Origin of the sequence: Micromonospora sp. CPCC 205546 (assembly GCF_036902715.1) — a bacterium.
Taxonomy (GTDB): Bacteria; Actinomycetota; Actinomycetes; order Mycobacteriales; family Micromonosporaceae; genus Micromonospora.
In genome coordinates, this window is the sequence record NZ_JBAKHL010000001.1 from 55,382 (window position 1) to 71,179 (window position 15,798).

The 15,798-nt window shown below is 74.3% G+C and carries 12 protein-coding genes; 3 read left to right on the forward strand and 9 right to left on the reverse strand.

Features of this window, described 5'->3' with window-relative positions:
* Nucleotides 1-23: 23 nt before the first annotated feature.
* Nucleotides 24-3,302 (forward strand): lamin tail domain-containing protein, encoded by a 3,279-nt coding sequence (locus V6U77_RS00235; RefSeq protein WP_334603999.1) that lies wholly within the window; start codon nt 24-26, stop codon nt 3,300-3,302.
* Between the two features lie 66 nt (nt 3,303-3,368).
* On the opposite strand, the gene V6U77_RS00240 is transcribed toward V6U77_RS00235, so the two are convergent.
* The 6 genes from V6U77_RS00240 to V6U77_RS00265 all read right to left on the reverse strand — a co-directional run bounded on the left by V6U77_RS00240 (nt 3,369) and on the right by V6U77_RS00265 (nt 10,729).
* Nucleotides 3,369-3,875, reverse strand: a complete 507-nt coding sequence (locus tag V6U77_RS00240; RefSeq protein ID WP_334604000.1) for a helix-turn-helix domain-containing protein — start codon at nt 3,873-3,875, stop codon at nt 3,369-3,371.
* 1,066 nt (nt 3,876-4,941) lie between these two features.
* Nucleotides 4,942-5,925, reverse strand: a complete 984-nt coding sequence (gene hemB / locus V6U77_RS00245; RefSeq protein WP_334604001.1) for a porphobilinogen synthase — start codon at nt 5,923-5,925, stop codon at nt 4,942-4,944.
* A gap of 19 nt (nt 5,926-5,944) precedes the next feature.
* On the reverse strand, nt 5,945-7,525 hold the full coding sequence (locus V6U77_RS00250) for a uroporphyrinogen-III synthase (protein ID WP_121399975.1): 1,581 nt from the start codon (nt 7,523-7,525) through the stop codon (nt 5,945-5,947).
* Nucleotides 7,522-8,517 (reverse strand): hydroxymethylbilane synthase, encoded by a 996-nt coding sequence (hemC, locus tag V6U77_RS00255; RefSeq protein ID WP_121399976.1) that lies wholly within the window; start codon nt 8,515-8,517, stop codon nt 7,522-7,524. The genes V6U77_RS00250 and hemC overlap by 4 nt, the downstream gene beginning before the upstream one ends.
* Nucleotides 8,514-9,962, reverse strand: a complete 1,449-nt coding sequence (locus V6U77_RS00260; protein ID WP_334604002.1) for a glutamyl-tRNA reductase — start codon at nt 9,960-9,962, stop codon at nt 8,514-8,516. The genes hemC and V6U77_RS00260 overlap by 4 nt, the downstream gene beginning before the upstream one ends.
* A complete protein-coding gene (locus V6U77_RS00265; protein WP_121399977.1) occupies nt 9,959-10,729 on the reverse strand; it encodes a redox-sensing transcriptional repressor Rex in 771 nt (256 codons plus the stop codon). The genes V6U77_RS00260 and V6U77_RS00265 overlap by 4 nt, the downstream gene beginning before the upstream one ends.
* 401 nt (nt 10,730-11,130) lie before the next feature.
* Here V6U77_RS00265 and V6U77_RS00270 point away from each other — a divergent pair, with 401 nt between their 5' ends.
* Together V6U77_RS00270 and V6U77_RS00275 are read left to right on the forward strand one after the other, a co-directional pair.
* Complete coding sequence (locus V6U77_RS00270; RefSeq protein WP_334604003.1) at nt 11,131-12,432, forward strand: sensor histidine kinase; 1,302 nt, start codon at nt 11,131-11,133, stop codon at nt 12,430-12,432.
* A 24-nt stretch (nt 12,433-12,456) separates the two neighbouring features.
* Nucleotides 12,457-13,110, forward strand: coding sequence for a response regulator transcription factor (locus tag V6U77_RS00275; protein ID WP_334604004.1), 654 nt, complete (start codon nt 12,457-12,459; stop codon nt 13,108-13,110).
* 12 nt (nt 13,111-13,122) lie between these two features.
* Here V6U77_RS00275 and V6U77_RS00280 read toward each other — a convergent pair whose 3' ends face one another.
* Genes V6U77_RS00280 through V6U77_RS00290 form a run of 3 tightly spaced genes read right to left on the reverse strand, consistent with a single transcriptional unit; the run spans nt 13,123 to nt 15,773 of the window.
* Nucleotides 13,123-13,773 carry an HAD family hydrolase gene (locus V6U77_RS00280; RefSeq protein ID WP_334604005.1) on the reverse strand — a complete coding sequence of 217 codons (651 nt, stop codon included), beginning with the start codon at nt 13,771-13,773 and terminating at the stop codon, nt 13,123-13,125.
* Nucleotides 13,774-13,795: 22 nt separating this feature from the next.
* Entirely contained in the window at nt 13,796-14,047 is a 252-nt protein-coding gene (locus V6U77_RS00285; RefSeq protein ID WP_101412885.1) for a glutaredoxin family protein, read from the reverse strand.
* On the reverse strand, nt 14,040-15,773 hold the full coding sequence (locus V6U77_RS00290; RefSeq protein ID WP_334604006.1) for an AMP-binding protein: 1,734 nt from the start codon (nt 15,771-15,773) through the stop codon (nt 14,040-14,042). Before V6U77_RS00290 ends, V6U77_RS00285 begins: the two co-directional genes overlap by 8 nt.
* Nucleotides 15,774-15,798 lie beyond the last annotated feature (25 nt).

Consider the following 15,798-nt stretch of genomic DNA (forward strand, 5'->3'; position numbering starts at 1 on the left):
CGTCCACCCATCGTGGAGGCCCCATGCGCCCGCGCCGCACCCTTGCCGCGCTCGCGACCGCCACCGCCGCCGTGACCGTCGCGGCCGTCGGCGTCGCACCCACCGCGGCCAGCGCCGCGCCCACCGAACTCTTCATCTCCGAATACGTCGAAGGCTCGTCGACCAACAAGGCGATCGAGCTGTTCAACGGCACGGGCGCCGCCGTCGACCTGGCCGCCGGCGGCTACCAGCTCGAGTTGCACTTCAACGGCTCCACCACGCCGACGAGCCTGGCCCTCACCGGCACCGTCGCGGCCGGTGACGCCTTCGTCCTCGCCGCCGCCTCGGCCGCGCCGGGCATCCTGGAGCGTGCCGACCAGACCACGGGCGCCAGCCTGTTCAACGGCGACGACGCGATCGTGCTGCGGCGCGGCGGCACCGTGCTCGACTCGATCGGCCAGGTCGGCGTCGACCCGGGCGCGGAGTGGGGCACGGGCGTCACCAGCACCGCCGACAACACGCTGCGCCGCTCGGCCGCCGTGACGTCCGGCGACACCGACCCCTCCGACGCGTTCGACCCGGCCGCCCAGTGGGCCGGCTTCCCCGTCGACACGTTCGACGGGCTCGGCACGCACACCGTCGACGGCGGCGGCCCGGTCGACGCGCCCGCGACCCTCGCCTGCGGCCCGGCGCTGGTGACCTCGGCCGGCACCCCGGCCACCCGGGAGGTCACCGCCACCGACACGGACGACCGGATCGTCGACCTGGCGGTCACCTCGGTCAGCCCGACCCCGGCCACCGGCTCCGTCAGCCGCTCGGCGCTCGTCCCGGCCGACGCGGTCGGCGGCACCGCCCGGGCCACGGTCGGCACGAGCGCCGACCTGGCCGCCGGGGCGTACACCGTGGTGCTGACCTCCACCGACGCGGACGGCGGCACCGCCACCTGCACGCTGGCCGTGCAGGTGACCCGGGAGCTGACCGTCGGCGAGGTGCAGGGTCCGACCACCGACGCCGAGTCCGGTCCCGCCGACCGGTCGCCGCTCGCGCCGGCCACGGGCAACGGGACCAGCAGCACGCTGTACGACGTACGCGGCGTGATCACCCAGCTCACCCTGGCGCGCGACTCGGGGGGCCGGGACCAGCGCGGCTTCTTCCTGCAGAGCCGCTCGGACGCCACCGACGGCGACCCGACCAGCTCGGACGGCATCTTCGTCTTCATGGGCTCGTTCACCTCGCTGATCGGCGGCTACGTGCCGACGGTCGGCGACGAGGTGGTGCTACGCGCCCGGGTCTCCGAGTACTTCAACTTCACCCAGCTCTCCGGCGCGTCGTTGGTCCGCCGGATCGCCTCCGGGGTGGACGTGAACGCCGAGGTCGAGGTGACCAACGCGGTGCCGCCGGTAGAGGTGGCGGCGGCGCAGCGCTTCTTCGAGCGGCACGAGGGCGCCCGGCTGCGGGTGCGGGCCGGCAGCGGCGCGGTGAGCGGGCGGAACGTCTTCGCCTCCACCGCCGACGCCGAGATCTTCGTGATCGACCGGGACGACCCGCTGCTCGACCGCGCCGACGCGTACGCCCGCCGGGTGTTCCGGGACGCGCACCCGCTGGACAACGACCCGACCCGCCGCTTCGACGACGGCAACGGGCAGCGCGTCCTACTCGGCAGCATGGGCGTCAAGGGCGCCACGGGCGACAGCGGCGCGCTGCTCCCGCCCGCGCGCACGTTCGACACGCTGACCGCCGACGCGGTCGGGGGGCTCTACTACTCGTTCGAGAAGTACGGGGTGCAGGTCGAGTCGGCCGCGTTCACCGGCGGGGCCGACCCGTCGGCGAACCACCCGCCGAAGCCGGCCAACCGCTCGGAGGAGGTCGCGGTCGCGACCTACAACGTCGAGAACCTGTACGACTACCGCGACGACCCGTTCGACGGCTGCGACTTCGCCGGCAACGCCGGCTGCACCGGGGTACGCCCGCCGTTCGACTACGTCCCGGGCAGCGAGCGGGAGTACCGCGAGCAACTCGTCGCGCTGGCCGACCAGATCACCACCGACCTGCACTCCCCGGACCTGATCCTGGTGCAGGAGGCCGAGGACCAGGACATCTGCTCGGTCTCCGGCACCGAGTTGGTCTGCGGCAGCACGGACAACGCCGACGGCGCGCCGGACAGCCTCCAGGACCTGGCGCTGACCATCGCCGCCGCCGGTGGCCCGGCCTACCAGGCCGCGTACGACCGTACCGGCGCGGACGCCCGGGGCATCACCGCGGCGTTCCTGTTCCGCACCGACCGGGTGTCGCTGGCGGCGCCCACCGCCGGCGACCCGCTGCTGGGTTCGGCGCCGACGGTGCGGTACCGGGGTGCGGGGCTGCCGGGCAACGCGGACGTGCAGAACCCGAAGGCGCTCAACGCGGTGCTTCCCGCCGACGTGGACACGTCCACCGGCAAGGACGGCGACAACGTCTTCACCCGGGCCCCGCAGCTCGGCAAGTTCACCGTCGCTGCCGCCCCCGGCTCCGCCGAGCGGTACACGCTGTGGGCCGCGAGCAACCACTACTCGTCGGGGCCGGACAGCCGGGTCGGGCAGCGCCGGGAGCAGGCCGCGTACGGCGCCGCGATCGTCACCGCGATCGAGGCGTCGGATCCGCACGCGCGGGTGGTCTATGGCGGGGACCTCAACGTCTTCCCCCGCCCCGACGATCCCATCGCCACGGCGGCCGATCCCACCGGGTCCGACCAGCTCGGGCCGCTGTACGAGGCGGGCATGCGCAACCTCTGGGACGACCTGCTCGCCGACGCGCCGTCGTCGGCCTACTCGTACAGCTTCGAGGGGCATGCGCAGACGCTGGACCACCTGTTCGTTAACGGCGCGCTGCACCAGGACCTGGTGCAGATGCGGGCCGCGCACGTCAACGCCGACTGGCCGGCCGACCACGCGGCCGACGGCAGCCGGGGCTCCAGCGACCACGACCCGCAGGTGGCCCGCTTCCGCTCCCGGGCCTCGCTGAGCGTCGGCGACGCGTCGGTGGTCGAGGGCGACCGGGGCACCCGGCCGCTGACCTTCACGGTCACCGTGTCACGCCCGCTGTCCCAGCCGGTGCTGCTCTGCGCCGCCACCTACGGCACCACGGCCCAGGCCGGCGCGGACTACGACCCGTACGTCGGCTGCAAGGTCCTGGCGGCCGGGCAGACCTCGCTGGCGTTCCCGGTGGCCGTGCGCGGTGACCGGAAGCGGGAGGCCGACGAGAAGGTGAACCTGGTCGTGGCCGGCGTGCCCGGCCTGCGCCTGGCAGACCCGATCGCCGTGGGCACCATCGCCGACGACGACTGACGTCGCACCGGAGCAGGTCCCGACGGACCGCCGCCCAGGGGGCCCCCCGGCGGCGGGGCCGCCGGTTCACCACGGGGAGAGGGGGGGGGGGACGCGCGGCAACGGGGGTACGCGCGGCGGCGGGGGCACGCTGCGGTACTTCGCGACCCGCACCTCCCACTGGCTGCGCCGCCGCATGGCGTCGCGGACCCGGCGATCGCGGTGGAACGTCTCCGGCGGGCGGGCCAACCCGTAGACGTCCGCCCACCACTCTCCCGGCTCGGGGTCGAGAATGGTGTCCAGGTGCGAGGGGTAGCGACGCCCCGCCCCGTCGCGGGTGTCCTGCCAGTCCCGCATCGGCTTCAGCACGCGCCCGAACTCGTCGACGACGGCCAGCCGGAACCCGGCGACCCCGATGATGCGGCGCAGGAGCAGGATGCTCGGCACCAGCCGGCCCGCCTCGATCCGCCCGACGGTGGAGTGGTTCACCCCCGCCCACCGGGCCAGCTCCCGCTGGCTGAGGCTGGCGTACCGCCGGACCGCCCGGACGATGCCCGCGGCCGGCCACGGCGTGTCGAACGGCTCGGTCAACATCACGGGCGGCTCGCGCGAGCCCGACGCGGCGCCCTCAGGACCCGGCGCGGCGCCCTCAGGACCCGGCGCGGCGACTTCGGAGCCGGGCGCGACGGCGGAGTCCGGCACGGCGGCAGAGCCCGGCACGGCGTCGGGATTCAGGGGCCGGCCACTCGCCGGTTCTGCGGGTAGGACGGTCATCCGGTCACGCTCCCCTGCTGCCGGGCCCTCCCGCAATCCCACCCACGCTGCCTGTGGATAACCCAGCCGCCTGTGGAAAACCCACCGTCCGACCCCACGCCCGCAGCAAGCCGACCGCCCCTTAAGTGGTCACGCTCAGCAACCAAAAGTGAGCGCTCGCCAATCCTCACTCTGTGCGACTTCCTCGGGCGCCTCGAAGCGACCCTCAGCGACCACATCTACGACCGAAACCGCCTGACCAGCAGTTTTATCTTCCGGCCCGTTTCGGAGCCACCCACCTCCGCGCGCCCTTTGCTCTGCAGCCACATACGCAACAGCCACGCAGAGTTGCCGGTGCGTAAATGGATGCAGAGCAAAGCGTCCGGAGGTCACTGACCTTCGAATGCAGGGCTATCACTTAACGTGACGAACGTTCGACCGTTTCCGGCGAGCCAACGGGTGCCGGGTAGCGGCGAGCCAAGGGGCGCCAGGCAGCGGCGAGCCAACGGATGCCGGGCAGCGCCGATGAGGTGGCACCGACATCTGAGGCTGTCGGCGAGGCGCCGAAAGCGCGCCGCCGGCAGCAGCAAGCACCAGCGCAGAGCCCGCCGGCCCCGGCACGACCCAGCACGGCACGACCCAGCACGACCCGGCACGGCACGACCCAGCACGACCCGGCACGGCACGACCCAGCACGACCCGGCACGGCACGACCAAGCACGACCCGGCACGGCACGACCAAGCACGACCCGGTCGGGCTCGACCGTGGACGTCCGTGCAGGTCGGCAGCGACGTGTTGACGAGCCGGGAAGGGGCGCCGGGCGGACGGAGTTGCGGGTCCGGCAGAGGGCGGCGGGTCGGGAGGGTGCCGGTCTGGCGGAGTTACAGGTTGGGCGGGGGCAGCCGGTCAGTAGCGCTGGCGGAGGAGTTGGGCGGCCTCGACGGCCCAGTAGGTGAGGATGATCTGCGCGCCGGCCCGACGGATCGAGGTGAGCGTCTCCATCATCACCCGCTCCCGGTCGATCCAGCCGTTCGCGGCGGCCGCCTCGACCATCGCGTACTCGCCGGAGACCTGGTAGGCGGCGACCGGGACGTCCACCGCCGCGCGGATGGCCGCCACCACGTCGAGGTACGGCAGGGCGGGCTTGACCATCACCATGTCGGCGCCCTCGGCGACGTCCAGCTCGACCTCGCGCAGCGACTCCCGCAGGTTGGCGGGGTCCTGCTGGTAAGCGCGACGGTCGCCCTCCAGGGCCGACTCCACCGCGTCCCGGAACGGGCCGAAGAAGGCCGAGGCGTACTTGACGGCGTACGCCAGCACGGCCACGTCCTGGTGGCCCGCGGCGTCGAGCGCCCGGCGTACCACCGCGACCTGGCCGTCCATCATCCCGGACGGCCCGACCACCCCGACCCCGGCGTCGGCCTGGGCGACGGCCATCTCGGCGTACGCCTCCAGCGTGGCGTCGTTGTCGACGCCGCCGTCGGGGGCGAGCAGGCCGCAGTGCCCGTGCGAGGTGAACTCGTCCAGGCAGAGGTCGCTCATCACCACCGTGGCGTCGCCCACCTCGGCGACGACGTCGCGGATCGCGACGTTGAGGATGCCGCCCGGGTCGATCCCGCCGGAACCGGTGGGGTCCCGTCGCTCCGGCACGCCGAAGAGCATGATGCCGCCGACGCCCGCCTGGACCGCCTCGGCGGCGGCCTTGCGGAGCGAGTCCCGGGAGTGCTGGAGCACTCCCGGGAGCGACGCGATCGCCCGCGGTTCCGTCAGCCCCTCCTTGACGAACATCGGCACGACCAGTTCGGCCGGGTCGACGCGGGTCTCGGAGACCAGCCGCCGGACGGCCGCGTTGCGGCGCAGCCGGCGGGGCCGGATCTCGGGGTACGGCATCACGGACCTCCTGCTACGACTACCGGAACCTCAGGGCGGTCGGCCCCTGCACCTTCGAGCCACGGCGCTGCTTCGCCGGCATGGCGGCGAGCTTCTCGCGCAGCTCGACGGCGTAGGCGGCCAGCGCCTCCACCAGATCGGGGACCGAGGCGTGCGGCGGCTGGACGTCGACCCGCAGGCCGAACTCCGTCGCGGTCTCCGCCGTCTTGGGCCCGATCACTGCAACGACGGTACGGGCGTGCGGCTTCCCCGCGATACCCACCAGATTGCGCACCGTGGAGCTGGACGTGAAGAGCACCGCGTCGAAGCCACCCGACTTGATCGCGTCCCGGATCTCAGCGGGCGGCGGGGCGGCCCGGACCGTCCGGTAGGCGGTCACGTCGTCGACCTCCCAGCCGCGCTCGGTGAGCCCGGCGGCGAGGGTCTCGGTGGCGATGTCGGCGCGCGGCAGCAGCACCCGGCCGACCGGGTCGAGGATCTCGTCGTGCGGCGAGAACTCGGCGAGCAGCCCCTCGGAGGACTGCTCCCCGGACGGGATCAGCTCGGGCTGGATGCCGAACGCGCGCACGGCGTCGGCGGTCGCCTCACCGATACAGGCGATCTTGACGCCGCCGAAGTGCCGGGCGTCGAGGCCGTGCTCGGCGAACTTCTCCCAGACCGCGCGTACCGCGTTGACGGAGGTGAAGATCACCCAGGCGTACCGGCCGTCGACCAGGCCCTTGACCGCCCGCTCCATCTGGGCGGGGGTACGCGGCGGCTCGACCGCGATCGTCGGCACCTCGCAGGGGATGGCCCCGTACGCGCGCAGCCGCGCGCTCATCACGCCGGCCTGCTCCTTGGTGCGGGGCACGAGGACCTTCCAGCCGTACAGCGGCCGGTTCTCCCACCAGCTCAGCTTGTCGCGCTGGCCGACGCCCTCGCCGACGGTGAGGACCACCCGGCCGGTGAAGCCGAGCGCCGCCGCGACGAAGGAGTCGACGGTCGAGGTGGTGGTGTACTGCGTCTCGCCGGTGCCGTCGCCGGTCACCCCGACGCCGGTGGTGCCGTCCACCCCGGCCGCGAGCAGCCCGTCGCGGATCGCGGCGAGGTCACCGGCGTCCACGGCCAGGGCGAGCGAGCCCCTGCCGACGGCCGCGGCCAGCGCGTCGAAGTCCAGCGCGCTGACGTCCTCGACGTCGGCCGCCGTACGCACGCCCGGCAGCGGCACGCCCGCGTAGGTCGCCACCCCCTCGGCCTGGCCGACGCCGGGGACCACCTCGAAGTGCGCGGCGGTCCGCGCGACCGCCTGCACCTCCTTGACGACCGACTCGTGGCCGAACGGGTCGCCGGCGACCAGGTGCACCGCGTTCAGCCCGGAACGGGCCGCCGAGATCAGCACCTTCGCCACGTCACCCGGCGCGCCCTCCGCCGGGGTGAACTGGGCGTCCTCCCTGGCCTGGGCGCGGACGGCGTCGAGCAGCGACTCGGGGACTCCCCGGTCGTACACCACCTGGTCGGCGTCGACCAGGGCGTCGTGCGCCCGGCGGGTCAGCAGGCCCGGGTCGCCGGGACCGGCCCCGACGAAGGCGATGCGGCCTACGGGCTTACGGGTGCGGGTCATTCTGTGCTCCCAAATTGCTGGGTCCCCGGGCCGGCGTGTCCATCGTGGCCGAGGATCGAGTCGGCGCCGAGGTCGAGGAGTTCGGCGGCGAGTGCCTTGCCGATCTCCGCCGCGTCGGCGAGCGTTCCGGTGCGGGACAGCCGGAGGTCTCTCGTACCGTCCGGACTGATCACCGCCCCGCGCAGATAGATCTCCTGGACGACATCGCCCTCGGCACCCGAGCCGGTTGGCTCGCCTTCGGCGACGACGGCGTAGGCGGCGACCGGAGCGGAGCATCCGGCCTCCAGGGTGGCCAGCAGCGCCCGTTCCGCGGTGACCGCGGCGTGGGACGGTGCGTGGTCGAGCACGGCGAGCAGCTCGACCAGGTCAGTGTCGTCGGCCCGGCACTCCACCGCCAGCGCGCCCTGGGCGGGCGCGGGCAGCATCAGCATCGGGTCGAGCGTCTCGGTGATCGCGTCGGTACGCCCGATCCGGGCCAGCCCGGCCCGGGCCAGGACGACGGCGTCGAGGTCGGCCTCCGGGCCGAGCACCCGCGCGAGGCGGCTGTCGACGTTGCCGCGGATCGGGGTGACCTCCAGCTGCATCCCGAGGGCGTGCAGCTGGGCGATGCGGCGCAGCGCGCCCGTGCCCACGGTCGCGCCGGAGGGCAGCTCGGTGAGCGTCCGGCCGTCCCGGGCGACCAGCGCGTCCCGCGGGTCCTGCCGCGTCGGCACCGCCGCGATGTGCAGCCCGGCCGCCGCCGCGGTGGGCAGGTCCTTGTAGGAGTGCACCGCGAAGTCGATGGTGCCGGCGGTCAGGGCGTCGCGCAGGGCGGAGACGAAGACGCCGACGCCGAGCCGGTGCACCGGCGCGGACGAGCGGTCGCCGGCGGTGACCACCTCGACCAGCTCGACGGGCCGGCCGGTGGCGGCGGTCAGGGCCTCGGCGACGTGGCCGGACTGGGCCATCGCCAGTTTGCTGCCCCGGGTACCGAGGCGCAGGGGCGTGCTCATCGCTCACCTCCGATGGGCGGGACGTCGGCGGAACCCGTCGACGGTGGAATGTCGGCGTGCCCGACGGGCGGCGGAACGTCGGCGAGGCCGAAGGGCGGCGGGACGTCGGCGAGGCCGAACGGCGGCGCGGCGTCGCCGGCGACGATGTCGGGGACGTTCTCGACCGGGGACGTCTGCGGCACCTGGAGGTCGAACAGCTCGCGCAGCAGGGCCGCGTACTGGTCGCCGCCGGGTTCGGCCGCCAGCTGGCGCACCCGCACGGTCGGCTGGTGCAGCAGCCGCTGCACGACCCGGTGCACCGTCCGGGCCACCTCGGCGCGCTGGTCGTCGGTGAGGTCCGGGCGGCGCTGGGCGAGCCGGCGCAGCTCGGCGCCGACCACGTCGTCGGCGCGGCCACGCAGGGCGGCCACCGTGGGCGCCACGTCGGCGCCGCGCAGCCAGGTGAGGAAGGCGTCGACCTCGCCGGCCACGATCCGCTCGACGGCGGCGGCATCGGTGGCGGCGGGCCCGTCGGCGAGCAGCGTCGCCATCCGGTCGATGTCGATGACCTCGACGCCGGGCAGCTCGGCGACGCCGGCCTCCACGTCGCGCGGCACGGCCAGGTCGAGCAGGACCAGCGGCCCCCGGCCGGGGTCGCGTCCGGCGAGCGCCCGGGTCACCACGTCACGGGTGAGGACCGCTTCGGTGGCCGCGGTGGCGGCCACTACGATGTCCACTGTGGAGAGAACGGTGGTCAGCTCCGCCATCGGTGTCGCACTGGCCCCGTACGCCTCGGCCAGCCGGACGGCCCGGTCGGCGCCCCGGTTGGTGACCGTGAGCGGCCCGGCGCCCAGCCGGGACAGCGTGGCGACGCCCAGCGAGCCCATCGCGCCCGCGCCGACCACCAGCGCGGGACGGCCGGCGAGGTCGCCGTCGAGGTGCCCGGCGGCCAGCTCCAGCGCGGCGGTCACCACGCTCTGGCCGGCCCGGTCGATCCCGGTCTCGGCGTGCGCCCGTTTGCCGACCCGCAGCGCCTGCTGCATCAGCTCGTGCAGCAGCCGCCCGGCGGTGTCGGCCCCGGTCGCGGAATGGTAGGCGTCGCGGAGTTGGCCGAGGATCTGCGCCTCGCCGACCACCATCGAGTCGAGCCCGGCGGCGACCCGGAAGACGTGGTCCACGGCGGCGGCGTCGAAGTGCACGTAGAGGTGGTTGGCGAGCGCGGCGGGCTGGCAGCCGGCCTGCTCGGCCAGCACCGCGCAGATGTCGCCGAGGCCGCCGTGGAAACCGGACACGGCGGCGTAGATCTCCACCCGGTTGCAGGTGGAGACGAGCACGGCCTCGGTCACGTACGGCTGGGCGACCAGGCGGTCCAGGGTGCGGGTGAGGTCCGCGGGGCCGACCGCGAGCTGCTCCAGCGTGGCGACGGGAGCGGTGCGGTAGGACGCGCCGACGACGAGCAGTTTCACGTGCCTATCGCCTCCTGCGGGTCGGTGACGGCGAGCCCCCCGGGCAGGGCGGTGAGGGCGGACCCACCGGTGGCGGGCAGCGCGGTCAGCGATGCCTTGCGGTGCTCGTGGAAGGACAGGATCTGCAGCTCGATCGCGAGGTCGACCTTGCGCACGTCGACCCCCTCCGGAACCGAGAGTACGCACGGGGCGAAGTTCAGGATGCTCGTCACACCGACGGCCACGAGCTGGTCCGCCACCGCCTGGGCGGCCGGGGCCGGGGTGGCGATCACGCCGATGGCGATGGCCTCCTCGACGGCGACCCGGGGCAGCTCGTCGATGTGCCGGACGACCAGCCCGTTGATCTCCTCGCCGACCCGGGCGGGGTCGGCGTCGAAGAGGGCGGCGATCCGGAAGCCGCGGCTGGCGAAGCCGTCGTAGCCGGCGAGGGCGTGACCGAGATTACCCACGCCGACCAGGGCGACGGCCCGTCGCTGGGTGAGCCCGAGCACGTACTCGATCTGGTCGACCAGCAGCGCCACGTCGTAGCCGACGCCACGGGTCCCGTACGAGCCGAGGTGCGAGAGGTCCTTGCGGAGCTTCGCGGAGTTCACGCCGGCGGCGCTGGCCAGCCCCTCGCTGGACACGGTCTCGTGGCCGGTTTCGGCGAGGTTGTGCAGGGCACGGAGGTATTCCGGGAGCCGCGCGACGGTCGCCTCCGGCAGATCCGGGAGCGCCGGTACGGCACCGGCGCGGCCGGGCGCGCCAGGGTGACGGTGCTGACTCATGAGACTCCGTGCGGTGCGATCCTCGGCCAACTCGGGCGGCCGGCCGTTTCGGGATCCCCGCTGGCGACCGAGATTGCCGGCTGTGCTAGCAGGGCGCGTCGGAACTACAGAGTAGGCGCTTGTGAAGGCGTGCACAAATCGCGATCTTGAAAGCTCGCGACGCGGCTTCACCAGCCCCTCCATTCCGCAAGATCGATCCAGCCACCCCGGCCGGCCGCCATCCGGCCTCCTGGCGGCGGTCGACCGTGCCAGCCGCGCCGATTATTGCTCAATTAAGACTTCTCTGACCAATCACGCGGCCCACGGCTCGCCCACGATCCGGTCACGGTAGGGCCAGCCCTACGCCGGAGAGGCGGGCCGACGGGATGGGTCGGCCACCCCGCGCTGCCTAGCCTCTTGACATGACCGCCGTACCCGTCGCCGCCGATCAGCCCGTGCCGGCGCCGACCATCTCCCGACAGCTCCTGCTGGACTCCGGCTACGTGCTGCTGGGCCTACCGCTGGCCCTGGCCAGCTTCGTCGTCCTGCTGGCCGGCCTGGCGGCCGGGCTCGGGCTGGTGGTGACGGTGATCGGCCTGCCGATCCTCAGCGGCACCCTCTACGCCGCCCGGGGCCTCGCCGACATCGAGCGGCTCCGCCTCCCCGCCGTGCTCCACCTGTCCCGGATCCGCCCCCAGTACCGGCTCCCCGAGCCCGGGGCGAGCGCCTGGCGGCGGATCTTCGTGCCGATGGGGGACGCGCAGTCCTGGCTCGACCTGGCGCACGGCATCCTCAAGCTGATCGTGGCCATCGTCACCTTCGTGGTCACCCTGGTCTGGTGGACCGGCGCCGTCACCGGCACCCTCTACTGGGCGTACGACTGGGCGCTGCCGCGCGGCGACCCGGACAACGTCGGCCTCCCGCAGCTCCTCGGCCTGGGCGACTCGACCGTCGCCCGGATCGGGCTGCACACCGCGATCGGGCTGTTCTTCCTGATCACCCTGCCGATCGTGGCCCGGGGCTGCGCGCTGCTCCAGGCCGGCTTCGGTCGCGCCCTGCTCACCGGCGTGGCCGAGATGCGCAACCGGATCACCGTGCTGGAGGAGCAGAAGCGGGCCGCCGTCTCCGCCGAGGCGAGCGCGCTGCGCCGGCTGGAGCGGGACATCCACGACGGCCCGCAGCAGCGCCTGGTCCGGCTCGCGATGGACCTCAGCCGCGCCCGCCAGCAGCTCGCCACCGACCCGGAGGCCGCCGCGCGCACCCTCGACGAGGCCGTCACCCAGACCCGGGAGACGCTCGCCGAGCTGCGCGCCCTGTCCCGGGGCATCGCGCCGCCGATCCTGGTCGACCGGGGGCTGCCCAGCGCCCTGGCGGCACTGGCCGGGCGCGGCCTGATCCCGATCGAGCTGCGGGTGGACCCGGAACTGGCCAGCCCGGCCGGCCGGCTCGACCCGGCGGTGGAGAGCACCGCCTACTTCGTGGTGTCCGAGGCGCTGACCAACGTCGCCAAGCACAGCCGGGCGACCGAGTGCCAGGTCACCGTGGCCCGGCACGACGGGCGCCTGGAGGTCGACGTCGACGACGACGGGCAGGGCGGCGCCCACCTGGCCAAGGGGCACGGGCTCGTCGGCATCGCCGACCGGATCCGCGCCGCCGGCGGCCGGCTGCGGGTGACCAGCCCGGCCGGCGGGCCCACCAGGATCCGCGCGGAACTCCCCCTGTGAGCCGTACGTGGTAGACAACAGGACATGCGGATCGTGATCGCGGACGACGCGGTGCTGCTCCGGGAGGGGCTGGTACGGCTGCTCACCGAACGCGGGCACGAGGTGGTCGCCGCCGTGGCCGACGGAGAGGCACTGGTGACGGCCGTGGTGGCGCACCGGCCGGACGTGTCGATCGTCGACGTCCGGATGCCGCCGTCGCACACCGACGAGGGACTGCGCGCGGCCGTGGAGGCTCGCCGGCTGGTGCCCCGCACCCCGATCCTGGTCCTCTCCCAGTACGTCGAGGTGTCGTACGCCGACGACCTGCTCGCCACCACCGGCGGCGGCGGGGGCGGGATCGGCTACCTGCTCAAGGACCGGGTGGCCGCGATCGACGAGTTCCTCGACGCGCTCGACCGGGTGGCCGGCGGCGGCACGGTGCTCGACCCCGAGGTGGTCGGTCAGCTCTTCGCCCGGCGCCGGCGCGACGACCCGCTGCGCGAACTCACCCCGCGCGAACGCGAGGTGCTCGCGCTGATGGCCGAGGGCCGTTCCAACACGGCGATCGCGAGGACCCTGGTGGTCACCGACGGCGCCGTCGAGAAGCACGTCCGGAACATCTTCACCAAGCTCCAGCTCCCGCCCGACACCGAGCAGCACCGGCGGGTCCTGGCCGTGCTGGCCTACCTGCGCAACTGACCACCGGGCCGGTCAGGGCAGGGTGGCCGCCAGGCCCACCGCCTCGCTGAGGGTGTCGGCGACCGGGTGACCGGAGGCGCGCAGCCGGTTCGGATCGGTGAACCCGCCGGTGTAGAGGACGGCGCGGCCGCCCACCGACACGGCGGCGTCGGCGTCGTCGATGGAGTCCCCGATCAGCACCACGTCCCGGCCGTCCACGCCCAGCTCCGCCAGGTGCCGCCGGAGGGACTCGGCCTTGCGGTCCCCGCCGACGCTCGCCCGCAGCCCGTCCACCCGGACGAAGTGCCCGGTGAGTCCGTACGTGTGCACGGTCGGCACCAGCTCCTCGTGGAACCACATGGACAGCAGGGACTGGCTGCCCGGCCAGGCCGCCATCGCGACGCCTGCGTCGTGCGCCAGCTCGCAGGTCGTCAACCCGGTGCGGTACGCGTCGTGGAAGATCCGGTCCAGCAGACCGAACGCGTCGTCGTCGACCGCCCGGCCGAGCACCTCGGCGTAGTAGTCGGCGATGGGCCGGCGGAACCGCACCCGGTGCTCGTCGGCCGTCACGGCGGGCCCGCCGACGCTGGCGAAGGCGGCGTTGGTGGAGGCGACCACCAGGCTCAGGTCGTTGAGCAGGGTGCCGTTCCAGTCCCACACCAGGTGGTGGCGCGCAGGGGTCATCCGAGCACCCTAACGCGCGGTCCTAGAGCTGCGGCGTGGTCAGGTCGCGCAGCAGCCGCTCCTCCTCCACCCGCCAGTAGCCGTGCTCCTTGCCGTCGAGCAGCACCACGGGCAGCCGGTCGCCGTACTCGCGTTCCAGCTCGATGTCGTCGGTGACGTCCTTCTCGGTCCACCGGTCCCCGGTGACCGCCACCACCCGGTCCAGCGCCACCTTCGCCTCGTCGCAGAGATGGCAGCCGGGGCGGGTGATCAGGGCGAGTCGGGGCTCACGCATCGGTCTCCTCCGTCGTGCTGGCGCCGGCCGGGGCCGGCGGGCGGGTCTCCGGTGACGCCGCCGGGGACGGCACCGGGGCCGCCGGGGGCGACGCCGGCCGGAGCAGGGTCTTGCGCACCTTGCCGATCACCGAGTGCGGCAACCCGTCGACGAACTCGACGGCGGTCGGGCACTTGAACCGGGCCAGGTTGCGGGCGCAGTGGGCGAGCAGTTCGGCCTCGGTCACCGCAGCCCCCGGCGCCGCCACCACGTACGCCCGGACAGTCTCGCCGGTGCGCGCGTGCGGTACACCCAGTACCGCCGACTCGGCCACCCCCGGGTGCGCGGACAGCACCAGCTCGACCTCGTGCGGGTACACGTTGAACCCGTTGACCAGGATCAGCTCGCCGATCCGGTCCACCAGGAAGAGGTCGCCGTCGTCGTCGGCGTACGCCACGTCGCCGGTGGCCCACCAACCGTCGGCGTCCGGGCCGCCCCGGCCGTCCGGCCAGTAGCCGGCGAAGACGTTCGCGCCGCGCACCACGACCTGCCCCGGGTCGGTGCCCGGCGTGACGTCGGAGAGGTCCAGTTCGTCGGCGTCGTCCTCGGGCTCGGCCACGCCGTCGCGCCACAGGTCGGACCCGTCGGTGCCGACCAGTCGCAGCTCGACGCCGGGCAGCGGCCGGCCGATCGAGCCGGGCTTCGGCTCCCCGCCGACCAGGGTGGAGGTCAGCACCGGCGCGGTCTCGGTCAGGCCGTACCCGACGTGCACCGGGCGCCCGGCGACCTCGGCGAAGCGCGCCGCGACGGCGGGCTCCAGCGGCGCCGCGCCGCAGACCACGACCCGCACCGACGCCATCGCCGCGGTGAGGTCGGCGGCATCCGCCGTGGACCAGGCGGCCACCATCGACGGTACGCCGACCAGCACGGTGACCCGGTGCCGGGCGATCTCGGCCAGTCCCGCGTCGGTGCCCAGGTCGTCGACGAGCACCCCGGTCGCGCCGTGGTGGACGACCGCGCCGAGCCCCGCGTTCAGTCCGTACGCGTGGAACAGCGGCAGCGCCAGCAGCACGGTGTCGTCCGGGCCGACGACGGGCGGGTCGATGCGGCCGACCTGCTCGTGGTTGGCCGCCAGCGCCCGGTGCGTCAGCATCGCGCCCTTCGGCCGCCCCTCGGTGCCCGACGTGTAGAGCAGCAGCGCCAGGTCGTCGCCGGCCCGTCGGGGGAACGGATCCCCGGCGGGCGCCACGGGGGGCACGGTGTGCACGGCGACGAGCGCGGGCAGGTCCCCGGCGATCCCGGCGACCAGGTCGCACACGCGCCCGGTGCCGATCAGCACCGAGGCGCCGGAGTCCGCCAGCACGTGCCGCAGCTCGGGGGCGGTGAGGCCGGGGTTGACCGGCACCGCGACCAGCCCGGCGCGCAGCGCGGCCAGGCAGCTCACCACGAAGTCCGGCGAGTTGCCGAGCGCGACGGCGACGCGGGGCGGGCACCGGCCGGTACCGCCGGGTGCCGGGTCGGACCCGGCCGGCGGCGTCCCGGCCAGGGCCGCCAGGGCGTGGGCGGTGGCCGTCACCGAGGCGTCCAGTTCGGACCAGGTCAGGGTCCGCTCGCGCCAGTGCAGCGCGGGTCGGTCGCCGCCGGCGGTGGCCGCACGGTGGAGCCGCTCGACGAGGGTCGAGGCGGAGCTGTCGGATGCGTCCTGCACGGTGGCTGAGTCTGGCACAGCGCGGGGCCTGTGGGCCATGCCGCCGAGTGGCGCAGGGACAGCC

Bases quoted from the DNA above. Each gene is read 5' to 3' on its own strand.
- V6U77_RS00235 (WP_334603999.1), top strand. From the start codon at position 24: ATGCGCCCGCGCCGCACCCTTGCCGCGCTCGCGACCGCCACCGCCGCC.
- V6U77_RS00240 (WP_334604000.1), bottom strand. From the start codon at position 3,875: ATGTTGACCGAGCCGTTCGACACGCCGTGGCCGGCCGCGGGCATCGTC.
- hemB (WP_334604001.1), bottom strand. From the start codon at position 5,925: ATGCCGTACCCCGAGATCCGGCCCCGCCGGCTGCGCCGCAACGCGGCC.
- V6U77_RS00250 (WP_121399975.1), bottom strand. From the start codon at position 7,525: ATGACCCGCACCCGTAAGCCCGTAGGCCGCATCGCCTTCGTCGGGGCC.
- hemC (WP_121399976.1), bottom strand. From the start codon at position 8,517: ATGAGCACGCCCCTGCGCCTCGGTACCCGGGGCAGCAAACTGGCGATG.
- V6U77_RS00265 (WP_121399977.1), bottom strand. From the start codon at position 10,729: ATGAGTCAGCACCGTCACCCTGGCGCGCCCGGCCGCGCCGGTGCCGTA.
- V6U77_RS00270 (WP_334604003.1), top strand. From the start codon at position 11,131: ATGACCGCCGTACCCGTCGCCGCCGATCAGCCCGTGCCGGCGCCGACC.
- V6U77_RS00275 (WP_334604004.1), top strand. From the start codon at position 12,457: ATGCGGATCGTGATCGCGGACGACGCGGTGCTGCTCCGGGAGGGGCTG.
- V6U77_RS00280 (WP_334604005.1), bottom strand. From the start codon at position 13,773: ATGACCCCTGCGCGCCACCACCTGGTGTGGGACTGGAACGGCACCCTG.
- V6U77_RS00285 (WP_101412885.1), bottom strand. From the start codon at position 14,047: ATGCGTGAGCCCCGACTCGCCCTGATCACCCGCCCCGGCTGCCATCTC.
- V6U77_RS00290 (WP_334604006.1), bottom strand. From the start codon at position 15,773: ATGGCCCACAGGCCCCGCGCTGTGCCAGACTCAGCCACCGTGCAGGAC.